The following is a 19,051-nucleotide window of genomic DNA, read 5'->3' as shown; positions in this document are numbered from 1 at the left end:
CAAATGGCAATTGGCGGCATCGGGTGAAACCGATGCAGCCAACCAGATCAACCACTTTTAATGCCAGCCAATCCCTCTTGTTACCGATGATCCGTCAGTGCGCACGGATCGGCTCATGCGCGCCGCCAAGATTGGGCCACAGGCTGATCGAGCACAGCAGCGAAGTGACCAGAAGCGCCAGGATCATGTAGAAGGTCGGCAGAAAGCCTCCGAATGTGAACGACACGATCGAACCGATGACGCTGCCGATACCAAAGCCGAGGTAGATCAGGCCGTAGTTGCGGGCCAGATTGGCCATGCCGAAGAAATCGCTGACCAGACCCGGATAGACGGTGATCGTTCCGCCGAAGGCAAAGGCGACGCAGGCGACCGCCACGAAGAACGAATAGGCATTGAGCGGAACGAAGAGCAGAAGCGACATGCCGGCCAGCGCGCAGGCGATGGCAAAGCTGATGATGTGGATGCGGGCGAGCTTGTCCGACAGGATGCCTAGCACGAGGCGTCCAAGCAGATTGGCGGCGGCGATGATGGCGACGGTGTCAGCGGCGACCGAGGCCGGCAGGTCGACATAGCGTTCGCCGACATCCTTGGCCACGCCGATCAGGTAAAGGCCGCTCATGCACACCGTCAGGAAGATCAATGCCAGCATCCAGTATCTCGGCTGACGGATCGCTTCATTCAACGCATAGTCCTGAGTGCCGGCGCTGGTAGCGTTGACGGGAACCTGCGGTGCTTCCTTCATCAGCAGCGCACCGCCCACCACCAGCAGGACGGCCAGCAGCGCCCAGATGTGAAAGGCACTCTCCATGCCGAAATGGGTGAGCAGCGTCAGGTTGAGATATTTGAAGCCGAGGCTGCCGAGACCATAGGCGCCGATGGCACAGGCCGATGCCAGGCCCTTACGTTCCGGGAACCATTTGACGCAGTTCGACAAGGTCAGCAGGTAACCGGTGCCATCGGCTGCGCCGACCAGAATGCCGCCATAGATAAAGAGGGCCGGCAGGCTTCCCGCCGTCGAGGTCAGGTACAATCCAAGGCCCAATCCGAGACCGGCACCGATGGCCACGGTCCTGAGACCGAATTTCTCCTGAAGCCGGCTCGAAAGCGACGAGGCCACCGCCAGCGCCATGCTGAGAAGGCCGAAGGTGAGTGCCACCTGGGTCAGCGGCTCCGACAGCTTCGACGACAGTCCCTCGTTGAACAGGCTCCAGGTATAGACCGAGCCAAGACCGAACTGGCACATGATTGTGCCGACGAGAGTGCGGTACCGCACCGAATTCGAAAGAGCTTTCATCAACTTAACTCCGTAATGGATACGGAGGAAATCTAGGCGCCTTCGCGATGCGGCTGGTGGAAAAAAAGCGTGAAGTGGCAGATCCTTGGAATGAGCTGCAGTCATAGCAGCATAAGCTGCTTGAACTCCTTCAGATGCGACCGGCTGACGGGAATTTCGACATCGTCGAAGTTGTGCAGCTTGATCACGTAGGTGCCATTGAACCAGGGCGAAATCTCCCGGATCTTGCTGATATTGATGCACCATGAACGGTGGCAGCGGAAAAAGGTATCGCCGGGAAGCTTCTCCACGAAATCGCCGATACTGGTCGGAATGACGTAGTGGCCGCGGGCCGTGTGGACATAGGTCAGCTTCTCATCCGCACGCGTATAATAGATAAGATCGCTTGGCAGGACGATGATGCTGTCCTTGCGCTGAATATTGACGGTGCGCTTGGCTTGCGAGATAGCGGGAGCCGGGACAGCAACCGGAGTGGTGCGGCTGGCCTCCAGCTTGCGCAGCGTGTTGGCCACACGCTGCTCGTTGAACGGCTTGAGGATGTAATCGAACACTTCCAGCTCGAAAGCTTCGGCGGCATGTTCCTTGGAAGCTGTCACCATCACCACCAGCGGCGGGTTGGCCTGTTTCTTGAGGGTTCTGGCAAGCGTCATGCCGTCGATCGAAGGAATGTTTATATCCAGAAAGACCACATCGAGATCATGCCCCTGAAGATAGCGTAGCGCCGCCAGACCATCTTCCTCACTGCCTTCCACCTTGATGGAGCTATGGTTTTCGATCAGCCATGCGAGTTCGTCGCGGGCCAGATATTCGTCTTCGACAATCAGGGCTTTCATGCTGCTTCCTCATGCGCGATCGGCAGGTCAAAACTGACGGATGTGCCCGGCTCCAGCCGGCGGATCGTCAGTCCTTTGCCGTGCAGTAGCTTCAGCCGTTCGTGGACGTTGATCAGGCCTATACGGTCACGAATGGCCTGACCGGTGGCGACCAGTTCGATGACATCGGGATCGATGCCACGCCCCGTATCGCTGATGCAGACGTTGATCCGGTCAGCCAGCCGCTTGACCGCGATGTGAACCGTACCCGGCTTCGGCTGCGACTGGATGCCGTGCAGAATGGCGTTTTCGACCAGAGGCTGAAGTGAAAGGCTCGGGATATCGACATTGACGTCATCGACATCGAAAGTGACGGTCAGCTTGGGGCCGAAGCGGGCCTGCTCGATGGCGACATAATCCTCAACCTGTCGCAATTCATCCTGGATATCGATCATGCCGTCACTGAGCGACAGGTTCTGCCGCAGATAGTCGGCTAGCTTGGCGATGACCTGCCGCGCTTCCGTGGGCCGCAGGCGGATCAGTGACGATATGGCGTTGAGCGCATTGAACAGAAAATGCGGGTTGATCTTGCTCTGCAGGGCACGAAACTCCGCCTTGGCTGCCATCTCCCGCAGCACTTTCACGCGCGACAGTTCCATCTGCGTCGAAATCAGCTGCGACAGGCCGACGGCCAGTTCGCGCATGGAATCGGAAATCCTGTCGGGCTGGCAGAAGAAGATCTTGAGCGTGCCGGTGACCTGACCGTTTTCGCGCAACGGGATGATGGCCACCGAACGGAAATTGGCGGCAGGATAACGACGCAGGTTGTTATCGACGGTGATGCGGTCATTCTGGATCGCATCCGCGGTCAGCGCGCTGACCTGTTTATGGTATTGCTGGTCATAATATTCATGGCCAGTGCCGATATAGGCCAAAACGCTCTGGCGATCGGTGATCGCGACGGCGTCCGCTTCCAGGCATTCATGGATGACCGCGCAAACCTCGGTCAACGTATCGTCCTGCAGGTTCTGGAAGAATGGCAGCGTTCTGTTGGCGATGATCAGCGCCAGCCGTGCCTCGCGCGCCGCCGTCAGCTCCTTCTCGTCCTCGATATCCTGAATACGCTTGATGATCATGCCTGTGCACATCGATCCGGCAATCATCGGCCAGGCGATCTGCGAGACGATGCCCGTGCCGATCCCGTTCGGCGTCAGCAGCAGGATCAGCAGCATGGTGAGCGCTTCACACACCATGCCGGCAAGGCTGCCGGACAGCCACAGCCACTTGCGACTGCCGCGATAATGAATGACGACGGCGAAAATGCCGGCGCAGACACTGCTGATCAGGCAGGGGATGGCCGTATAGCCATTCAGATCGATGAGATAACGGTGGGCCCCGGAAATGATGCCGGCCGGTATGCCGACCCATGGGCCGAACAGAATGCCGCCGGCCATGATGGCGACGATGCGCACATTGACCAGCGCCCCCTCGACAGGAATGCCCATATAGGTTCCACCAACGGCAAAGCCGCAAAACAGCGCCGAAAGCCCGAACAGTTCAAGACCGTTCAGTTTTCCTTTCCACAATGCATTCTTGAACAGCCGTGTACGGCCGAGGAAAAACAGCACCATCAGCATCAGCGATGCGCGTTCGAACAGGGCGAGAAGCATCATCTGCCGTCACCGCGTGACTTGGATGTGTTTCGGACGGGCAAAAAGTGCCCGAGGCGTCGCGGCAAATTTCATTTATTCCTGCTCTCATTTCGCGCCCGGAAAACACGCTCCTCCTCGTCGTGTCCGGGCTGCCTGATGACAGGTATTGAAAGACTGAAATCGCGCCTTGATATTTCGCAAATCGGCAGAAATCTTATGCTGGACTTGCAGGCCGCTTTGGGCCGGCGCTGCTGCTATGGCGGGATGATCCAACCAAAACCTTGGTTCTCGATCACCCGGTGAGCTGCGTGTTGCGCAGCCCACCCTGCCTGGCTCTGAGCGCTTAACGCGCCGCCCAATTGGCGCCGCGACGAAAGATCGTCTTCATCTGCGGCACGTCGAATTCCTTGGCCACATGCCCGAGCGAGGAATAGAAAACGCGACCCTCGCCGTATTTTCGTTTCCACACGACCGGCATCACAACGCCGTCGATCCAGTAGGCATGATCGCCGGTGAATGTGGTCGTTGCCAGCACCTCGTTGGAGGGGTCGACATGCATGTAATATTGTTCTGATGTGTAGGGGAAATCCGCAATCCCCTCCATCAGCGGATCATCAGGGCGGGTGATGTTGACGGTGTAATCGATGATATTGCCGGGATGCGCCACCCATTGGCCGCCGATGATGAACTGGTAGTCGACCGACTCTCGAAACGCATCGCCCGCACCGCCATGGTAACCGGCAATGCCGACGCCGCCCTGAATGGCGGCGGCAAGATTTTTTACTTCTTCCTTTTCGATCTTCGACATGGTCACGATAGGCACGATCAGGCTGAGGTCGTGGATCGAGGGGTCGGCAAAGGCTTCGGTCGAATGTTCGAGATAGACCTTGAAGCCGTCTTCCTCCAGCATGTCCTTGATGACGGCTGCGCATTCTTCCGGCTCATGGCCGCTCCAGCCGCCCCAGACGATAAGTGCTTCCCGCATGATTTCATCTCCTCCTGAAATTATTTCGCCAGTTTGCCGTCGATCAGCGATGCCGACAGTGGGGCAGGCCGCTCCGTCGCGATGTTGATCTCGATCGTGCGGCCCTCTTCCGATGCCGTGTGGAACGCCTCCATCACCTCCAGCACATGCAGTGCCAGATCACCATTGGCCCGGTGCGGCCGGTTGTTGCGGATCGCGTATGCCAGGTCGGCGACGCCGATCGAGCGGAAATTGCCGTCCGCATAGGGTTGCGACAGAGGCTGTTCATCGAACTGTCCGCCCTTCTTGAGGTACGACACAGAGCCGCCAAAGTGATTGGGGTCGGGAACGATCAGCGTGCCCTCTGTGCCATACACTTCCAGCGGCACATGCTTGTGGCCGGCGATATCGAAACTCATGCCGATCTGCACGACGGCGCCATTGGCAAAAGCCATGACGCCCGCCACATGGGTCGGCACCTGCACCGGAATGCGCTCGCCATTGCGCGGTTCGCTGGTGATGATGCGCTCCGATCGTGGCGTCGTGGCAAAACCCGCGACTTTCGAGACCGGGCCGAGCAGGTTGACGAGGTCGGTGATGTAATAGGGCCCCATATCGAGCATCGGCCCGCCGCCGACTTCGTAATAGAAGCCGGGATTGGGGTGCCAGCGTTCATGGCCGGGGCACATGAATGTGGCCGTGCCGCCGACCGGAATGCCGATGACGCCCTGATCGATGAGGCCGCGCGCCGTCTGGTGGCCGCCGCCGAGAAAGGTGTCGGGTGCAGCGCCGATGCGCAACCTCTTGGCTCTTGCTGCCTCGGCCAGCTTTTTGCCTTCGGCAAAGTTGATGCCCAGCGGCTTTTCCGAATAGGTGTGTTTGCCGGCATCCAGCGCCTGCAGCGCAACGGTCACATGCGCCTTGGGCACCGTGAGGTTGACGATGATCTCCACTTTCGGGTCGGCAAGAAGTTCATCTATGGTCTTGACCGGAAGATTGAACTCAGCCGCCTTTGCCTTGGCGATCTCCCGATTGAGGTCGGCCAGCCCGCGAATGTCGAGGATCGGAAAATCGCCGGTCATCGCTTTCAGGTAAGCGCTCGAAATATTGCCGCATCCGATGATGCCGATACCAACTTTTTCCATCATTCTCCTCCCGATGGCGTGTGGTTGTGCGCACGTTCAGCGCGCTGGTCCGGTGGTGCTCCATGGTGATTCATAGAGCTCGTAAAGCGCGACGGCTGCTGCTCCGCGTGCCCAGAACTCGTCGTTCGAATCGTCGAAAACCAGTTCGCTCACTCCCTTCAGCGATGGCGGAATGGCGAGCGCATAGGCATCGCCCAGGCTTTTCAGAAAGGGTTCGCCGAGTGCCAGAGACGTGCCGACAATGATGACCCGCGGCGGCGCAAACAGGGTCACGATGTTGGCGATGCTGAACCCGATCGCTTCGCCGGCTCTGATTGCCGCAGCAATCAGAAGGGTGTCGTCCGACCTGATGAGCGCCTGTGCATGCGCCATGCCGCGCCCGAGCTTGACTGCCTCCGCAAAGGCGCCGTCACCTTGCTGATCGGCCAGAATGGCGTTTTCCCCGGCCTGCGACGATAACCGGACAACGCCGTCCCGCCCCATGCCGAGCACGAGGTCGCCGAGATTATGGCTGAGGCCGCCGGCGCCGCGAAACAAGCGGCCTTCATGCAAAACGCCGAGGCCCAGCGTCTGTTCAAGCGAAATCAGCACCATGTCTTCAAGGTCGCGCGCCTTGCCGAACCAATGGTGCGCCAGCGTAATGGCGGTGGCGTCGCTTTCAATGATGGTCGGTGTGCCCAGGCGTGCGGACATTTCCGCGGCGAAATCGACGTCCGCATCCTTCAGGATCGGGCTTGAACGGATATGGCCGGTGCGATGCTCGATCACGCCCGGCAAGCCGAGGCAGACGCTATGCACATCCTTGAGCGAGAGTTCGGCGTCAACGACACAGCGTCGCACGCCATCCTCCACGAGGTCGGCAATCACCGAGATCGGCTGACGGTCGATCCGGATCGGTAATGTCAGGGCGGATAGAACGTCGCCGCGAAAATCGGTGACGACGAACACCATGCGGCTTGCGGTAATCTTGGCGCCCACCACACGCGCCGCAGCCGGGTTGAGTTCCAGCATGACCCTTGGCCGCCCGCGCGCCGCGGCATTGCGGATATCGCCTTCATGCCGGGTCAGGATCAGGCCGTCATCCAGCAGGGATCCGGTAATGGCGGATACGGTGGTGGTGGAAAGCTCTGTCCGCTCGGAAATTTCCACGCGAGAAATCGGTCCGTGTCTGCGGATCGCATCCAGAACGCTCAGGCGGTTCATGGCTCGCATCAGTTCGGGGTCGGCAGTTTTCATCTTGTCGCGCAGCCCTTGCATTATGCCCGAATTATTACGCCAAGCGAATTAAATCGCATCTTTGTAGGGCTGATTTTGGCGGTTACGCAAGAGGTGTGAGTGTGAATTGCGTCAAAAATCGGCATTTGCGCGGAATTTTAGCGATGCCTATTGACAGGGAGGGTTGGCTCCTCAATTATTTAATTCGGATAGAGGATTAAAAGAGCTTTGGGAGGAGCGCCTTTGATGTCCATTACATTTTTCCGTTCACGCATGTTTACGACTGCTGCGGCCCTTGCCGCGGCCTTCAGCTTTGCCGCAAGTCCTGCGGCTGCCGATAGCGTCATCCGCTGGATGCATGTCGAGCAGGTGCCGGGCAATATCGAGCTTTGGAACCAGATCGCCAAGGAGTTTGAAGCAAAGCATCCGGGCGTCAAGATCGAGCTGCAATTCCTGGAAAACCAGGCCTTCAAGGCAAAGATGCCGACCTTGTTGCAGTCGAACGATGCGCCAAGCTTCTTTTACACCTGGGGCGGCGGCGTGCTGAAGGCGCAGTCGGAAACCGGTGCATTGCGCCCGATCGATGCGGCGCTGGATGCCGACGGCGGTCAATGGCGCGCCTCCATCAATCCGAACGCCGTCAGTGGCCTGAGTTTTGATGGCAAGGTCTGGGCTTCGCCGACAAAGAGCGGCCTCGTGTCGTTCTACTACAACAAGGAAATGTTCAAGAAGGCAGGCGTCGATGCGTCAAAAATCGCCACCTGGGATGATTTTCTGGCGGCGGTGAAGACCCTCAAGGATGCGGGTGTCACGCCGATCGCAGGCGGTGGCCTGGATAAATGGCCCCTGCATTTCTACTGGAGTTATCTTTCCATGCGCGAGGCCGGTCAGAAGGGTTTTGCCGATGCCAAGGCGGGCGAAAACGACGGCTTCATCGCCGAACCTTTCGTCAAGGCCGGCCAGCATCTGGCTGAACTCGGCAAGCTCCAGCCGTTCCAGAACGGTTATCTCGGTGCGACGTGGAATGATGCGCTTGCCGCCTTCGGTGATGGCCGTGCCGCGATCATCCTCAGCTTCGAAAATACGCCGGCCACGCAGGCCTCCAACTCGACCAGCCGCAAGGGATTGGCGGATGACAATATCGGGCGCTTCCCGTTCCCGACCATTGAAGGCGCTCCCGGTGTCGTCACCGACAGTTTCGGTGGCCTCAATGGCTGGGCGGTGACGAAAAACGCACCACCCGAAACCGAAGAGTTCCTGCGTTACATGGCAAGCGTCGATGTCCAGAAACGTCTGGCAAAGGACACGCAGATCATGCCGGTGGCCAAGGGCGCAAGCGAGGCGATTGCCAAGCCGCTCCTCAAAGAGGTCGCTGAAACGCTTGCCAAGGAAACCTGGCACCAGAACTTTCTCGATCAGGATCTCGGGCCGAATGTCGGTGCTGTCGTCAACGATGTCAGCGTCGAGATCGTCTCCGGCGGACTGGAGCCTGCCGATGCCGCCCAGCAGATCGAGGATGCCTATTCCCTCGAGCGCCAATAGGCATTGCACCTGCGCTCCCGCTCCATGGGGTTTTGACCTCCGGAGCGGGAGCGCAGGTGATGCTTTTACCGACATACCGCCCCGTCCGTGCGAGATGAGGAATGCGAATGAGCATGAGCGAAACAACCATGCCCGGCAGGAGTTTTGCCCCGGCAAATGGGAAGACAGGGCCGCGTGCGACTTTGCAACGCCGCAAGCGTTCTCTGAAACACAGCAAATGGCCGGTTCTGTTGTTATTCCTGCCGCCAGCGCTGATGCTGTTCACGGTCCTCGTCATTCTGCCGATGGGCGAAGCAGCGTGGTACTCGTTCTATAACTGGAACGGTTATGGCCTGCCGTCGCAATGGGTCGGCTGGCGCAATTACCAGCTGATCTTCCGCAACGGCGCCTTCAGCCAGGCACTGATCAACAATGGCATGATCGTTGTTGCATCGATCCTGATCCAGATCCCGCTGGCTTTGTGGCTGGCGACGATGATTTCCAGCCGCATCCATGGCGCCCTGTTTTTCCGTCTGATCTTTTTCCTGCCCTACGTGCTCGCCGATGTCGCGGCCGGCATGATCTGGCGTTTCGTCTATGATGGTGATTTCGGTCTGGTCGGCGGCATCGCGCATCTGTTCGGCGCTGAGCCGCCCTATTGGCTGGCCGATCGCGATACCGCCATGTACGCCATCCTCGGCGTCGTCATCTGGAAATATTTCGGTTTTCACATGATGCTGTTCATCGCCGGTCTGCAGGCGATCGACAAGAGCGTACTGGAAGCCGCCGATATCGATGGCGCCACCGGTCTCCAGAAGTTTCGTCTGGTCACCTTGCCGCTGCTCGGCTCCACCGTACGCCTCTCCGTCTTCTTCGCGGTCGTCGGCTCGCTGCAACTGTTCGACATGATCATGCCGCTCACCGGTGGTGGCCCGTCCAACTCGACGCAGACCATGGTGACCTTCCTCTACAATTTCGGGGTGACCCGCATGCAGGTTGGTTTCGGCAGCGCCGTTGGCGTCGTGCTGTTCGTCATCTGCGTCACGCTCGCCTTCAGCTACAAGCGGATATTCATGCGCCATGACTGATATCGCCACATCCCCACCCATCGATGCGGCAACGGCGCCCGGTTCCGGCCAGCGCCTGCGCACCGCAACACAGATCTACATGTATGCCGCGCTCGTCATCGTCGCCGCCATTGTGGTGGTGCCGCTGATCAGCACCGCGCTCGGCGGTTTCAAATCGCTCAGCGATCTGCGCGGCAATCCTTTCGGCCTGCCGACGGAATGGCAGTGGTCGAACTATGGCGATATCATCGTCAGCCAGCGTTACTGGCTGCAGATGGGTAATTCGCTGGTGATCGCATTGCTGACGGTTTTCCTGACGCTGGCTTTTGGCGCCATGGCGGCCTTCTGTTTTGCGCATATCCGCTTTTTCGGCTCGGATTACCTGCTCAACTACTTTCTGATCGGCCTGATGTTTCCGGCCGCAACCGCCATCCTGCCGCTTTATATCCGCATCCGCGATCTCGGCCTGGTCGATACCTATTGGGGCGTGGTGCTGCCGCAGGTGGCGTTCGGCACAGGCATGAGCATCATGCTGTTCCGCAACTATTTTCGGAACCTGCCCTCGGAACTCTTCGACGCCGCCTTCGTCGATGGCTGCGGGTACATGCGGTTTTTCTGGCATGTGACGCTGCCGTTGTCGCGGCCGATCATCGCCACGGTCGGCATCATTTCCTTCGTCGGCAGCTGGAACAGCTACATCCTGCCGCTGATCATGCTCAATTCGGAGAGCCGTTACCCCTGGCCGCTCGGCATCATGATCTATCGTGGCGAGTTCAATACCGAATGGCAGCTGGTGCTGGCCTTCATCACGCTCACCATCCTGCCCACCATCATCGTGTTTTTCCTGGCTCAGAAACACATTATCGCCGGTCTCACCGCCGGCGCCGTCAAATCCTGATCATCGGACCGGAGGATCAACCATGGCATCCGTAGAACTTTCAGAGGTCCGCAAGGCTTTTGGTGCACTCGAAGTCATTCACGGCGTTTCGCTGTCCATCGAGGAGGGGGAGTTCGTGGCGCTGGTCGGCCCGTCCGGCTGCGGCAAGTCCACCCTTTTGCGCATGATCGCCGGGCTGGAGGATATTTCCGGTGGCGACATCATCATCGACAATGCCGTCGTCAACGACCTGACGCCGCGCGAGCGCAACATCGCCATGGTGTTCCAGTCCTATGCGCTTTATCCGCATATGACGGTGGCCGAAAACATGGGCTTCAACCTGCGGCTCTCCGGCGCAGCCAAGGCTGAAATAGCCGAGCGGGTCAACGAAGCCGCCCGCATGCTCGATCTTTTGCCGCTGATGGAGCGCAAGCCCGCCCAGCTTTCCGGCGGCCAGCGCCAGCGCGTGGCAATGGGACGGGCGATCGTTCGTAACCCCGCCGTTTTCCTGTTCGACGAACCGCTGTCGAACCTCGATGCCAAGCTGCGCGTGCAGATGCGATCCGAGATCAAGACCCTGCACCAGAAGGTCAAAACCACGTCCATCTACGTCACCCACGACCAGATCGAGGCGATGACGCTGGCAGATCGTATCGTGGTGCTCAATCAGGGAAGGGTGGAGCAACAGGGCACGCCGATGGACCTTTACAAGAACCCTGCCAATCTTTTCGTGGCAGCTTTCATCGGCTCGCCCGCCATGAACCTGCTTGATGGCACGATCGATGCCGAGGGTGGGGAGGCCGCCGCACGACTGTCGGACGGCACGGCAATTCGCATTGCTCAGGATCGCAAGGTGCAGCGTGGTCAGTCGATCAAGATCGGCCTGCGGCCTGAACATCTGGCTCCAGGAAAAACCGGCACGGCACTGACGGGCCAAACCCTGCTTGTCGAACCGACAGGCGCCCAGACACACGTGATCTTCGACCTTGCCGGCCAGCCGGTCACCGCGATCGTCGATGGAGAATATCCGCAGCGTTATGGTTCGCTGTTCAAGGCAAGCATTGCTGCCGAACAGGTGCATGTGTTCGATCGGGAAACTGGAATAGCTCTGTAATTCGTTTGATCGAACCGGATTGTCGATTGAAGTCGGCGGGCTGTCGCGTCTGCCGGCGCATGTTTGACATACACTGTCGGCAGGACAGCACTGCCCCCAATTTATCGCATCGCAACGCGCTTCTCGTGCCGTCGGATCGTGTTCCGACGCATCCACCTTCGCGATGAAATCCCTCGTTTTTTAACCTGATCTACCGTCGATTTCGTTTGGCCACATGGCACGCGGACCCGTCAACGGGTGCGCCGCAGCATCGGATAAAGATGTGCAATGATAGCTGCGAGAGCGTCAAAAAAGTATCATCTTAATTTGCGCACTGATGTAGAGATGCCGGTGTTTCAGTGCTTATGATCCTGGCAACGATCAAATTTGCAAAATCGGAGGTTTGCAGATTTCGGTCGCTAATGTGTGCGCTCGGTAGGAGGAGACGCTGTGCAACCCGATCTGGAACTCGTCCATATCCGCAAAGGCGAATCCTTCGCCGCGTGGACGCACGGCTATCCTTTTCGGACGGTTCGCTGGCACTATCATCCTGAATATGAAATTCACCTCGTCGTCGCGACCTCCGGCCGCTTTTATATCGGCGACCATATCGGTCGCTTCGAACCCGGCCAGTTGATCGTCACCGGCCCAAATTTGCCGCAGAATTGGATTTCCGAAATCGAGCCGGATGAGATTGTGCCGGCCCGCTCGCTTGTCATCCAGTTTCCGCAGAAGTTCATAGACGACAGCATTGCCGGCATGGTGGAAATGGAGGCTATGGTTCCGCTTCTCGAGCGCAGCCATCGTGGCCTGCTGTTCGACAAGGCGACCAGCAACACAGTGCGTCCTATAATCGAGCGGTTGATCGAAACGCGGGGCATAAGGCGGCTGGCGCTGTTTTGGGAAATCCTCGACGTGCTGGCGACCGCGCCGGAGCCGGAGGTGCTGGCAAGCCTCAGCTATGAACTGGATCTGTCCAACATCAACGAGAGCGGCATCAACCGCGCCATCGCCCATCTGCGCGAACATCTGACCGACGAGGTCGATGAGCGTGATCTGGCGGATATGGTCGGCCATAGTCCGAGCTCGTTTTCGCGGGCCTTCAAGCGCCATACGGGCACGACGCTGGTCCGCTACAGAAACCAGTTGCGTATCGATCTCGCCTGCCTGGCGCTGCTGACACGGCCCGAAGTGAAGACTGCCGAGATCTGCTACGAAATCGGCTTCTCCAATCTTTCGAATTTCAACCGGCATTTCCAGAAGACCAAGGGAATGTCGCCCTCGCAATTCCGCGCGACCTTTGCGGCCAACGGAGCGTTCAAAGCCGCGGAATAGAGCAGTCAACTGAATCCCCCGTTTCGGGGAAATGCAATTCGGAAAGCGTGGTGCTTTCCGGAAACGGCCGGGCTGTGCCTGATGTCGTCCAAAGGGAGGAATACTGGGATGAAAAAGACTCTGACCATGCTGTCGATTGCCGTCGCCACGCTTGCTGCAAGTTCGGCGCTTGCGCAGGATGCGAAACTCAAGATCGGCATGACCTTTCAGGAAATGAACAACCCTTATTTCGTGTCGATGAAGGAAGCGCTCGACGAGGCCGCCAAGTCGCTCGGCGCCGAAGTCGTCGTCACCGATGCCGCCCATGACGTTGCCAAGCAGATCTCCGACGTCGAGGACATGCTGCAGCAGAAGATCGATATCCTGCTTCTCAACCCGACGGATTCCGCCGGTGTCGAGGCTGCCGTCAATGCCGCCAAGGCTCAGAATGTCATCGTCGTTGCCGTCGATGCCAATGCCAATGGCCCGGTCGATACGTTTGTCGGCTCCAAGAACAAGGATGCCGGTTACCAGTCGTGCCAGGCGCTCGGCAAGGCCCTGAACGGCGAAGGCGAAGTCGCCATCCTCGATGGCATTCCCGTCGTTCCGATCCTGCAGCGTGTCGAAGGTTGCAAGGAAGCGCTTGCCGAATTCAAGGGCATCAAGCTGGTCGATACCCAGAACGGCCGGCAGGACCGCTCCGTCGCTCTCGGCGTCGTCGAAAACATGCTGCAGTCGCGCCCCAACCTGAAGGGCATCTTCTCGGTCAACGACGGTGGCGCGATGGGCGCTCTCGCCGCAATCCAGGGCTCCGGTCGCGATGTGAAACTGACGTCTGTCGACGGTGCGCCGGAAGCGGTGAAGGCAATCGCCGACGGTACGCCGTTCATCCAGACGACGGCGCAGTTCCCGCGCGACCAGGTGCGCGTCGGTCTTGCCATGGCACTTGCCCAGAAGTGGGGCGCCCGCGTCGTGCCGAAGGAAGTGCCGATCGACGTTCGCCCGGTTACCAAGGAAAACGCTGCCGAATTCAGCTGGTAAGCGCCTCCCGAGCGCCCTCGCCAATTTGGCGAGGGCGACTTTTCCAATTCGAACATGGGAGGAAGCGATGCTGGAATTGAGTGGTATCAAGAAGAGCTTTGGCAAGATCGAGGTTCTGCATGGCGTCGATCTGTCGGTGCGGGCAGGCGAGGTGCATGCGCTTCTCGGCGAAAACGGCGCCGGCAAATCGACACTGATGAAGATCCTGTGCGGGCTTATCAAGCCGAGCGAGGGAGACGTCCGGATCGATGGCGAGGTTCGTCATTTCAGCGATTACAACGAAGCCATCGATGCCGGCATCGGCGTCGTGTTTCAGGAGTTTTCGCTGGTTCCTTATCTTAACGCCGTCGAAAACATGTTTCTGGCGCGAGAACTCAGCAGCCGTCTGGGTTTCATAAAACGCGCGGCGATGCATCGCCGCGCCGCCGAGATCATGACGCAGCTGGGCATCAAAATCCCTCTCGATGTGCCGATCCGCAATCTCTCCGTGGCTGAGCAGCAGTTTGTCGAAATCGCCAAGGCTTTGGCGCTGGACGCGCGTATTCTCGTGCTGGACGAACCGACCGCGACGCTGACACCGGCGGAAGTGGAACACCTGTTCCGCGTCATGCGCAGCCTGCGCGCCCAGGGTGTCGCGATCATCTTCATCTCGCATCACCTCGAAGAGATTTTCGAGATCTGCGACCGCATCACCATTTTGCGTGATGGTGAATATGTCGCCTCCTGCGTCGTCAGCGAGGTCGATCAGGCACGGCTTGTCGAAATGATGGTCGGTCGCCGGATCGAGAACAGCTTTCCGCCGAAGCCGGACATTCCTTCCGATGCAAAGACAGTGCTCGAGGTTGAGGAGGTCCAGCTTGCCAAGGGTGGGCCGGTTTCCAGCTTCGCCCTGAGAGCGGGGGAAATTCTGGGCTTCGCCGGGCTTGTCGGCTCGGGGCGCACGGAAACGGTGCTGGCCATGCTGGGCGCCTATTCCGCCGCGCGCTGCAAGCTGCGGATGAATGGTATCGAGATCCGCTTTGCCGATCCTTCCGAAGCGCTTGCCGCCGGCATCGGCCTTCTGCCGGAAAGTCGCAAGGAACAGGGGCTGATCACCAGCTTCCCCATCTTGCACAACGTCTCGCTCAACAATTATGGCAAGTATCTGCTCGGCCACTTCTTCATTAACCGTACGCGTGAGCTGGATGATACGCGAAGGGCCATGCAGCAGGTGCGCGTGAAAGCGCCGAGCCCGCATGCCCGCGTCGATACCTTGTCGGGCGGCAACCAGCAAAAGGTCGTGATCGCCCGCTGGATCAACCACACCATGAAGGTGCTGATCTTCGATGAGCCGACACGCGGCATCGATGTCGGCGCCAAGACCGAGATCTACCAGCTCATGCGCGATTTCACCGCCAAGGGCTATTCCATCATCATGATTTCGTCGGAACTGCCGGAAGTCATCGGCATGTCCGACCGGGTCTGCGTCTTCCGCTCCGGAGGCATCGTCGCGACCGTCGAAGGCGACGCGATCACCTCCGAGCAGATCATGACCCATGCAACAACCGGGAGAACACACCATGTCGCATGATGCGAACGCGATTACCGGCGGGCAGGCGGAAACCTCCGCCACACCGTTCTGGAAATCGATGATCCATTCTCCATTGGCTCTGCCACTGGCGGGTCTGATCGTCGTCTCCGTCCTGATGGGCTTTGCTTCGGATAATTTCTTTTCCGTATCGAACATCCTGAACGTTCTGAGGCAGGTATCGATCGTTGCAATTCTCGCTGTCGGCATGACGTTTGTCATCCTCACGGGCGGTATCGATCTGTCCGTCGGCGCGGTCATGGCGCTGGCCGGCACGATGGCGGCCGGGGTGATGGTGCATTTCGGTCTGCCCGGCTGGGCCGGTCTTCTGGCCGGTGTCGGCATTGCCACCGGGCTTGGTCTGTTCAACGGACTGTTGGTTTCGTTCGGGCGCATGCCGGCGATCATCGTCACGCTTGCCACGATGGGCATCGCCCGCGGTGCCGGCCTCATCTATTCCGGCGGTTATCCGATCTCGGGCCTGCCCTCATGGATTTCCTGGTTCGGCGTCGGTCGCATCGGCATCATTCCGGTCCCCGTCATCGCCATGGTGATCGTGTATGCGCTCGCCTGGGTCCTTCTGGAGCGCACCGCTTTCGGACGACATGTCTATGCGATCGGCGGCAACGAGACGGCGGCCAAACTTTCAGGCGTCAAGACGGGTCGGATCAAGATTGCCGTCTATGTCATCTCGGGCCTGACGGCAGGCCTTGCCGCCATCATTCTCACCGGTCGGCTGATGTCGGGTCAGCCGAATGCCGGTGTCGGTTTCGAACTGGATGCCATTGCCGCCGTGGTTCTTGGCGGCACGGCGATCGCGGGTGGCCGTGGCCTCATCCTCGGTACGCTGATCGGCGCCGTGCTGCTCGGCATTCTCAACAACGGCCTGAACCTGATGGGCATCAATCCATACCTGCAGGACATCATCCGCGGTTTCATCATCCTGCTTGCCATCTACATCGCCCGCGAATGGCGCTGACGCAACCAACCAATCCATCTTCAAAGCCACAGGAGAAAGACATGGCTCAATCACTCGAAGGCAAGATTGCCGTCATCACCGGTGCCGCTTCCGGCATCGGCCTCGCCACCACCGAAAAGCTTTTGGAAAACGGCTGCACGGTCGTCATGGTCGACTGGAACGAGAAGGCGCTGAACGAACTCGTCGCCAGGCTCGGGAGCAAGGCGATCCCGCAGGTAACCAACCTGCTCGATGCCGACAGCTGCGCCGCGATGATCCCGGAAATCCTCAAGAAGGTCGATCATATCGACATTCTCTACTGCAATGCCGGCACCTATATCGGCGGCGACCTGACCGAAACGACGGCCGAAGAAATCGACCGCATGCTCAACCTCAACATCAATGCCGTGATGAAGAACGTTCATGCCGTCGTGCCGCATATGAGCGAGCGCAAGACCGGCGATATCATCGTCACCAGCTCGATCGCCGGGCATTACCCGACCCATTGGGAGCCGGTTTATGCGGGTTCCAAATGGGCGATCACCTGCTTCGTGCAGACCATGCGCCGCCAGATGATCCCGCACGGCGTGCGCGTTTCGCAGGTGTCTCCCGGCCCGGTTCTTTCCGCGCTGCTGGCGGATTGGCCGGAAGAGAACCTGCGCAAGGCCAAGGAATCCGGCAGCATCATCGAACCGGCCGAAGTGGCCGATGCCGTCGAATACATTCTCACCCGCAACCGCAACGTCACGATCCGCGACATGCTGGTCCTGCCGACCAATTTCGATCGCGTCTGAGATCGTTTCGATATCCGGTCGCGCCGCAGCCTGAAGGCACGGCGCGACCATTGCAGCCGAATGGAGGATGGTATGATGAGTTATTTTATCGGGGTCGATGTCGGTACGGGCTCGGCGCGCGCCGGCGTTTTCGATGCGGCCGGCACCATGCTGGCATCGGCGAAACATGACATCACCATTTTCCGCGACGACCACGGTCATGTGGAGCAATCCAGTGCCCAGATCTGGGATGCTGTCTGCGCCTCCATCCGCGCTGCCGTCGCAGATGCGGCCGTTGATCCTTCAGCGGTTGCCGGTATTGGTTTCGATGCCACCTGCTCTCTGGTCGTTGAGGGTGCGTCCGGTGGCGTGGGCGATCCCGCACATCCGGAGCGTGATATTATCGTCTGGATGGATCATCGCGCGCTCGATCAGGCGCGACGCATCAATGCCATGGGCCATGCTGTGCTTTCCTATGTCGGCGGCGTCATTTCGCCGGAGATGGAAACCCCAAAACTGCTGTGGCTCAAGGAAAACCGCCCGGAAGTTTATGCCAGCGCGGAAAACTTCTTTGACCTGACTGATTTCCTCACCTGGAAATCCACCGGTGCGCTGGAGCGCTCATCCTGCACGGTCACCTGTAAATGGACCTATCTCGCCCACGAGGATCGCTGGGACGAAAGCTACTTTCGTGCGATTGGCCTTGAGGATCTCGCCGCGGATGGTTTTCGCAAGATCGGGGAGAAAATTGTCCATCCGGGCACGGCGCTTGGTCACGGCTTGAGCGCAGATGCCGCCGAAGCCATGGGCTTGCGCCCCGGTATCGCCGTCGCCGCAGGTTTGATCGATGCGCATGCCGGTGGCATTGGAACGGTCGCGGCAAGCGGTGGCGCGCAGGATGCTTCCGCCTGCCTGGGCTACGTTTTCGGCACCTCCTCCTGCACCATGACAACGACAGTCGAACCGAAGTTCGTACCGGGCGTCTGGGGGCCGTATTTTTCTGCGATGGTCCCCGGCATGTGGTTGAACGAAGGTGGACAATCGGCCGCCGGTGCCGCCATCGACCAGTTGCTCAGCCTGCATCCCCATGCGGAAAAGGCGACGGAGATTGCGAGGGGCGAAGGTTTGGGGCTGCCGCAATGGCTGGCCAAAAGAGCCTTGGCGACCGTCAGCCATCCTTCTCGTGCTGTCCGGCTTGCGGGGCAGATGCAGGTCCTGCCGGAATTTCTTGGCAACCGCGCGCCATTCGCCGATCCGTCGGCGCGGGCCGTCGTGATGGGCCTTGGCATGGAAAATGGCCCCGAAAGTCTCGTCGCACTGTATGTCGCCGGACTGTGCGGCCTCGGTTATGGCCTGCGCCAGATCATCGATACACAGGCGCAAAACGGCGTTTCCGTCTCGACGATCTCGGTGTCCGGCGGCGCGGGCACTCATCCGCTCACCCGCCAGATCCTTGCCGATGCGACCGGCCTTCCGGTTGAGGTCACGGCCTGCCCGGAGCCGGTTCTGCTCGGCTCTGCCATGCTGGCAGCGGTGGCCGCCAAAACCTACGTCGATCTGCAGACCGCGATGCCCGCCATGTCTTCGGTTGCGGGGCGTAGCGAACCTGCTGACGGGGCCGTCCGGGCGCTGCACGAGGCGCGTTACCGGGCATTTTTGAAAACACAGACACTCGCTCGCGAGATGCGCGACGAGATCGAACCATTGCTGACCGCGGTTTCGAACTAGCGCGTCACCATTCATATCAGGGAGGACATC

Annotated in this window: 16 protein-coding genes; 10 read left to right on the top strand and 6 right to left on the bottom strand. The window is 59.4% G+C overall.

Translation table 11 applies throughout. The annotated features are described in order from the left end of the window. Nucleotides 1-94: 94 nt before the first annotated feature. The 6 genes from EDF70_RS26185 to EDF70_RS26160 form a co-directional block, all read right to left on the bottom strand. Nucleotides 95-1,294, bottom strand: coding sequence for an OFA family MFS transporter (locus EDF70_RS26185; protein ID WP_132279981.1), 1,200 nt, complete (start codon nucleotides 1,292-1,294; stop codon nucleotides 95-97). Nucleotides 1,295-1,395: 101 nt separating this feature from the next. Beyond that, nucleotides 1,396-2,127, bottom strand: a complete 732-nt coding sequence (locus tag EDF70_RS26180) for a LytTR family DNA-binding domain-containing protein (RefSeq protein ID WP_132279978.1) — start codon at nucleotides 2,125-2,127, stop codon at nucleotides 1,396-1,398. Next, the gene (locus EDF70_RS26175) at nucleotides 2,124-3,779 is read right to left on the bottom strand and encodes a LytS/YhcK type 5TM receptor domain-containing protein (RefSeq protein ID WP_207908332.1); all 1,656 of its coding nucleotides are present in this window, start codon (nucleotides 3,777-3,779) and stop codon (nucleotides 2,124-2,126) included. The genes EDF70_RS26180 and EDF70_RS26175 overlap by 4 nt, the downstream gene beginning before the upstream one ends. A 322-nt stretch (nucleotides 3,780-4,101) precedes the next feature. Then, complete coding sequence (locus EDF70_RS26170; RefSeq protein ID WP_132279975.1) at nucleotides 4,102-4,743, bottom strand: ThuA domain-containing protein; 642 nt, start codon at nucleotides 4,741-4,743, stop codon at nucleotides 4,102-4,104. 20 nt (nucleotides 4,744-4,763) lie between these two features. Further along, nucleotides 4,764-5,867 (bottom strand): Gfo/Idh/MocA family oxidoreductase, encoded by a 1,104-nt coding sequence (locus tag EDF70_RS26165; protein WP_132279972.1) that lies wholly within the window; start codon nucleotides 5,865-5,867, stop codon nucleotides 4,764-4,766. Between the two features lie 36 nt (nucleotides 5,868-5,903). After that, the gene (locus tag EDF70_RS26160; RefSeq protein WP_132279969.1) at nucleotides 5,904-7,103 is read right to left on the bottom strand and encodes an ROK family transcriptional regulator; all 1,200 of its coding nucleotides are present in this window, start codon (nucleotides 7,101-7,103) and stop codon (nucleotides 5,904-5,906) included. Nucleotides 7,104-7,328: 225 nt separating this feature from the next. Between EDF70_RS26160 and EDF70_RS26155 the strand changes: the two genes are divergently transcribed. The 10 genes from EDF70_RS26155 to EDF70_RS26110 all read left to right on the top strand — a co-directional run bounded on the left by EDF70_RS26155 (nucleotide 7,329) and on the right by EDF70_RS26110 (nucleotide 19,021). Beyond that, entirely contained in the window at nucleotides 7,329-8,624 is a 1,296-nt protein-coding gene (locus tag EDF70_RS26155; protein WP_132279966.1) for an extracellular solute-binding protein, read from the top strand. Between the two features lie 128 nt (nucleotides 8,625-8,752). Then, nucleotides 8,753-9,691 carry a sugar ABC transporter permease gene (locus tag EDF70_RS26150; protein ID WP_132280145.1) on the top strand — a complete coding sequence of 313 codons (939 nt, stop codon included), beginning with the start codon at nucleotides 8,753-8,755 and terminating at the stop codon, nucleotides 9,689-9,691. After that, nucleotides 9,684-10,568, top strand: a complete 885-nt coding sequence (locus EDF70_RS26145) for a carbohydrate ABC transporter permease (RefSeq protein WP_207908331.1) — start codon at nucleotides 9,684-9,686, stop codon at nucleotides 10,566-10,568. The genes EDF70_RS26150 and EDF70_RS26145 overlap by 8 nt, the downstream gene beginning before the upstream one ends. Nucleotides 10,569-10,590: 22 nt before the next feature. Beyond that, nucleotides 10,591-11,661 carry a sn-glycerol-3-phosphate ABC transporter ATP-binding protein UgpC gene (ugpC, locus tag EDF70_RS26140; protein WP_132279963.1) on the top strand — a complete coding sequence of 357 codons (1,071 nt, stop codon included), beginning with the start codon at nucleotides 10,591-10,593 and terminating at the stop codon, nucleotides 11,659-11,661. A gap of 429 nt (nucleotides 11,662-12,090) precedes the next feature. Further along, complete coding sequence (locus EDF70_RS26135; protein WP_132279960.1) at nucleotides 12,091-12,975, top strand: AraC family transcriptional regulator; 885 nt, start codon at nucleotides 12,091-12,093, stop codon at nucleotides 12,973-12,975. 108 nt (nucleotides 12,976-13,083) lie between these two features. Then, nucleotides 13,084-13,995, top strand: a complete 912-nt coding sequence (locus EDF70_RS26130; protein WP_132279957.1) for an ABC transporter substrate-binding protein — start codon at nucleotides 13,084-13,086, stop codon at nucleotides 13,993-13,995. Between the two features lie 67 nt (nucleotides 13,996-14,062). Then, nucleotides 14,063-15,565 carry a sugar ABC transporter ATP-binding protein gene (locus EDF70_RS26125; protein WP_132279954.1) on the top strand — a complete coding sequence of 501 codons (1,503 nt, stop codon included), beginning with the start codon at nucleotides 14,063-14,065 and terminating at the stop codon, nucleotides 15,563-15,565. After that, the gene (locus EDF70_RS26120; protein ID WP_132279951.1) at nucleotides 15,555-16,541 is read left to right on the top strand and encodes a ribose ABC transporter permease; all 987 of its coding nucleotides are present in this window, start codon (nucleotides 15,555-15,557) and stop codon (nucleotides 16,539-16,541) included. Before EDF70_RS26125 ends, EDF70_RS26120 begins: the two co-directional genes overlap by 11 nt. 41 nt (nucleotides 16,542-16,582) lie before the next feature. Next, on the top strand, nucleotides 16,583-17,314 hold the full coding sequence (locus EDF70_RS26115; RefSeq protein ID WP_132279948.1) for an SDR family oxidoreductase: 732 nt from the start codon (nucleotides 16,583-16,585) through the stop codon (nucleotides 17,312-17,314). Between the two features lie 72 nt (nucleotides 17,315-17,386). Next, a complete protein-coding gene (locus tag EDF70_RS26110) occupies nucleotides 17,387-19,021 on the top strand; it encodes an FGGY-family carbohydrate kinase (RefSeq protein WP_132279945.1) in 1,635 nt (544 codons plus the stop codon). Nucleotides 19,022-19,051: the final 30 nt, after the last annotated feature.

This window comes from Neorhizobium sp. JUb45, assembly GCF_004343585.1.
Lineage (GTDB): Bacteria > Pseudomonadota > Alphaproteobacteria > Rhizobiales > Rhizobiaceae > Neorhizobium.
This window is presented reverse-complemented; position numbering and strand designations above follow the sequence as displayed.